The 3677-nt window shown below is 65.4% G+C and carries 4 protein-coding genes; 1 reads left to right on the top strand and 3 read right to left on the bottom strand.

All coding sequences use genetic code 11. The annotated features are described in order from the left end of the window. Positions 1 to 118: 118 nt before the first annotated feature. The gene (locus tag MOX02_RS29780) at positions 119 to 376 is read right to left on the bottom strand and encodes a hypothetical protein (protein ID WP_147029374.1); all 258 of its coding nucleotides are present in this window, start codon (positions 374 to 376) and stop codon (positions 119 to 121) included. A 284-nt stretch (positions 377 to 660) separates the two neighbouring features. Here MOX02_RS29780 and MOX02_RS29775 point away from each other — a divergent pair, with 284 nt between their 5' ends. Continuing rightward, positions 661 to 1347, top strand: a complete 687-nt coding sequence (locus MOX02_RS29775; protein WP_147029373.1) for an acetoacetate decarboxylase family protein — start codon at positions 661 to 663, stop codon at positions 1345 to 1347. 161 nt (positions 1348 to 1508) lie between these two features. On the opposite strand, the gene MOX02_RS29770 is transcribed toward MOX02_RS29775, so the two are convergent. Both MOX02_RS29770 and MOX02_RS29765 read right to left on the bottom strand, forming a co-directional pair. Continuing rightward, positions 1509 to 2057, bottom strand: a complete 549-nt coding sequence (locus MOX02_RS29770) for a thermonuclease family protein (protein WP_238179832.1) — start codon at positions 2055 to 2057, stop codon at positions 1509 to 1511. A 350-nt stretch (positions 2058 to 2407) separates the two neighbouring features. Next, positions 2408 to 3677: calcium-binding protein (locus tag MOX02_RS29765; RefSeq protein WP_147029371.1), on the bottom strand; the 1270-nt coding region annotated here is incomplete at its 5' end.

The raw sequence follows: 3677 nt of genomic DNA, 5'->3' as shown, positions 1-3677 counted from the left end.
GTCACGGGAGGGCAGACGCCCTGAGTTCAGGATTATTCCGGCGAGTCGGACTTTTCGTCGGAGCGAGATCCGCCTGTGGCCAGCCCCGCTCCTGAACCCTTCGTTTCCCAGCTTCCTGTCACCTCGGATAGCGCGCGTAGGCCGAAGCGGGCGTATTCACGCGCTTCTGGGCACGGTCACCGTGCGAGAGGCTGGAGGTGACCAGGTGATCGGGGTGCTCGCCGGCTCTCCGTTCGATCAGGCGGGGGTTCTGCAGTTCCGCGCGGAGCGACCCGTCTCCGTCGCCCTCCGCACGGGCTCCCGGCAAGGCCGCAAGGCTCAGGCAGATCGCGGCTGCGGCAAGGCGCGTGCAGCGCGTAGGGCTGATCTGACACATGTCTCTCGTCTCCTGCCGCTGCTGAAGCCACTCTCGGCTGCAGCGACGGCAGCACAGACGCGGATGGCGGCGGATTATTCCGTGTGTCCCACCGCTGCGCGCGGGCTTCTCCTATCCGCCCCGCATGAGGTTCACGGGGATCATGCCGCCGACCTGACCTTCGTAGCGTCCGCGTTGGATGTTCGAGCCGACGCACCCCGCGGGGGCCTGATCCGGTCTGGCAGGACCGACAGCCGACCTTCCGCGTTGGTCAGTAGATTGTTGGAAGGGAGCAGCGAACCGAGATGGCTCTGGAGCCTGGTTCAGGGCCGATGCCGTTGGATGGAGTGAGCTATCCGCCGCCTCCGTGGAGCCTTCGAGGAACAGCCTACATCTCCCTGTGGCAGGTCAGAAGATCTCTCCTGCCGGAGGCCTGTCTGCCTCGAGGCGTGCGGCCCGTGACGATGTTCGGACGCGTCCTGGTGGGCGCAGCCTTTGCCGTCTACGAGCCAGGCGGGGTACTGGCTTACAATGAGGTGCTGATGGTCCTGCCGGTGCAGCGCGGCGGTCTACCTGCGCTGACAGTGCCGTTCGTCTGGGTCGATCATCCGGCGTCGATCGCAGGGGCGCGGGCGATGTGGAGCATCCCCAAGCAAGAAGCTGCATTCGGGATCCAGCGGGATGACACTACAGCGAGGGCAGCCTTCGAGGCGAAGGCTTTGACAACGCAGGAGGTACCGCTCGCGCAGCTTCGATTTCGAAGTCGAGCTACGATGCCCGGGCGGTGGCCCGTACGCACGACTATCGTGCAGCGTTCGCTCGGACGTTGCGGTGAGTACGCGCCTCAGGTGACCGAAGCGAGGGCATTGGCTCAGGTCTCGCTTGGTGCCGCGACTTGGGATTTCCCGCGATCAGGGCCGTTCAGCTTCCTTCGCGGCCGAAGCCCGCTCACGAGCATTCGACTGTCCGACATGTCACTGCAGATCGGCTGATCATGGCCGAGAGCGGAGCGGCAGGTCTCGGGGACCCGCTGGCCGAAGCAGACGTCGAATTCTGGCTGGTGCTGACCTGTTGCGAGCTTCGCATTTCATCGAACTGGGTAGCTGGTACGCTCTGGATCTGCTTCGACGAGCGGATCTGGACTAATGAGCCTTCAGCGGCTTATCGACGAGGTGGTGGAAGGCTCGTTCGCACGCTCGTTCGGCTGCGCAGCAACGACCTGGTTTGCGGCCGAGTACAAATCCCGCTGGCGCGCCGCGGGATCGTCGAAGACGCCAGCCCAGAGACCCTGCCGCTTTGCCCAGGCCTTCTTTTCGTCCGGAACATAGGCGACCGAAGTGCGCCGGTCTGCGGTGGCGTACCCCTGCGTAACCATCCAGGCGCTCAGGTCCCCCTTGCCCTTCCGGCAGGTCGCCAGAGTGCGGCCGTGCTGATCGGGTTGCCTTGTCTCGCAGGTGACGGTTGCGGTGCCGATAAAGCCTGCAAGAGCCTGAGCTGAGGCAATTCCGCAGGAGTAGCTTTGGCCGCTCGCATCGTGGCAAGTCTGCTTCAGGCTGGGAGCGGCGACCCCGTAGAGGCCGATGACCCTGCCGCGTATGTTGAGCGTGTCGCCATCGATGACGAACGCACCTCCGCTGAAGTTCTCGCCGGACCACGAGGCCGCTGGCGCGAGGACTACGAGCAGGCTCAGTCCGATGAGCATCGCCGCTCGCATCTCGTGCCTCGCTAAACTTGTAAGCTTTGGTTGGCTCGAAGCACGCAGGCTGCGTGCCAGCTGCTTTGCCTGATCGACGAAGCCTCCTATCCGTTTGCGGGCGCCGGCGGCTGTGACCGGCGTCACATCGCAGGATCATTTGCGCGTGAGCACGATCGAAAATTCCGGGAGCGGTGAGGCTGCGGGACTTCGGCAGCGTCGCTTCTTGGTCGCAGACTGACGTTGCGGGCTGCGCTGTTAACGGACGCTTTCCGACAAGCACAAAAAAAGACCGCCACAGCTGGCATGAGAAAACGGCCGAGGCGCTGACCTCGGCCGCCATCTATATCGCTCTCCGCTTATCCGAGGGCGCCAGCCCCGAACGTCCCGTCAGCGAATGCTGCGCGACCTTCGTAGAAGCCGAACTGCAGGTAGTGGGTCATCGGGTTCACGCCCGCAGCTGCCACATCGCCGTAGGCCGCGAGGTAGGACGAGGTGTCGAAGCCGGTCGAGGGGTCGCGGCCCTCCCGGAAGCCAAACTGGTTGTAGTGCGTCAGCGGGTTGATGCCTGCCGCTGCCACGTCGCTGTAGGCCGCGAGGTACCCACTCGTGTCGAACACCGCGTTCGGGTCTCTGCCTTCGCGGATGCCGAACGCCTCGTAGTGCTGAGTGGCGAACACGAAGCTGTTGCCGCCCGCCGCCCGGGCCGCGTCGGCCACGTCTCCGTTGGCCAAGAGATAGTACTGGGCGTCGAACCCAGCCGGGCTCAGATCTCCAGCCCGACCGAGAGCGGGTGAGGCTGTGCGTCCCTCCTCCTGCCCCACAGAGAGGAAGTGCGCCAGCGGGTTGATCCCCGCCGCTGCCACGTCCGGATTGGCCTTGAGGTACGCCTCGTTGTCGAAGTTGACGCCCGGATCCCGCCCCTCACGCCAGCCGGTCTGCGCGTAGTGGTCGAGCGGGTTCAGTCCGGCTCGGGCCACGTCGGGGTTGGCGGCGAGATAGCCGTCCGTGGAGAAGAAGGCGTTAGGGTCGCGTCCCTCGCGGGCTCCGAAGGCCGCGTAGTGGCTGTCCGGATCAAGGCCCGCCGCGGCCACGTCAGGATTGCGGATTAGGTAGAACAGGTCGTCCACCAGCGGCGAGCCGTCGTTCACCTCGATCGTGCGGTCGCTGAACTGGAACTGCTCGATGCCCCGGAAGGTGTCGGTTCCCTCGGCACCGGTGATCGTGATGGCACCATCCGCGGTCACACCGACGCTGGCCGCGCTCAGAGCGAAGGAGAAGATCGCGCGGTCGGTGCCGCTGCCGCCGGAGAAAGTGTCGTTGCCAGCTCCCCCGATGAAGCTGTCGTTGCCGGCACCGCCCGAAAGGCGATCGTTGCCGCCACCGCCCACGAGAAAGTCGTTGGCTGTGCCGCCCGTGACGGTGTCGTTCCCCTGGCCCGCGTTGAAGTAGTACGAGCGGGAGGCCTGCAGGGCTATCAGCGTGTCCGCACCCTGCGTGCCGAGCGTGACGACCTCAAAAGCATCGCCCCGCTGCACGCCCGAGACGAGGTCGCGCACATCGAAGGTGGTGCCAGCGGCAGCCACGAAGGTGACGCCCTCGTCGTCGAAGCGACTGACTGAGCCCGCT

The organism is Methylobacterium oxalidis (assembly GCF_007992195.1).
Taxonomy (GTDB): Bacteria; Pseudomonadota; Alphaproteobacteria; order Rhizobiales; family Beijerinckiaceae; genus Methylobacterium; species Methylobacterium oxalidis.
The sequence above is the reverse complement of the archived record's forward strand: the minus strand, read 5'-3'. Positions and strand labels throughout refer to the sequence as shown.

Bases quoted from the DNA above. Each gene is read 5' to 3' on its own strand.
- MOX02_RS29780 (WP_147029374.1), bottom strand. From the start codon at position 376: ATGTGTCAGATCAGCCCTACGCGCTGCACGCGCCTTGCCGCAGCCGCG.
- MOX02_RS29775 (WP_147029373.1), top strand. From the start codon at position 661: ATGGCTCTGGAGCCTGGTTCAGGGCCGATGCCGTTGGATGGAGTGAGC.
- MOX02_RS29770 (WP_238179832.1), bottom strand. From the start codon at position 2,057: ATGCTCATCGGACTGAGCCTGCTCGTAGTCCTCGCGCCAGCGGCCTCG.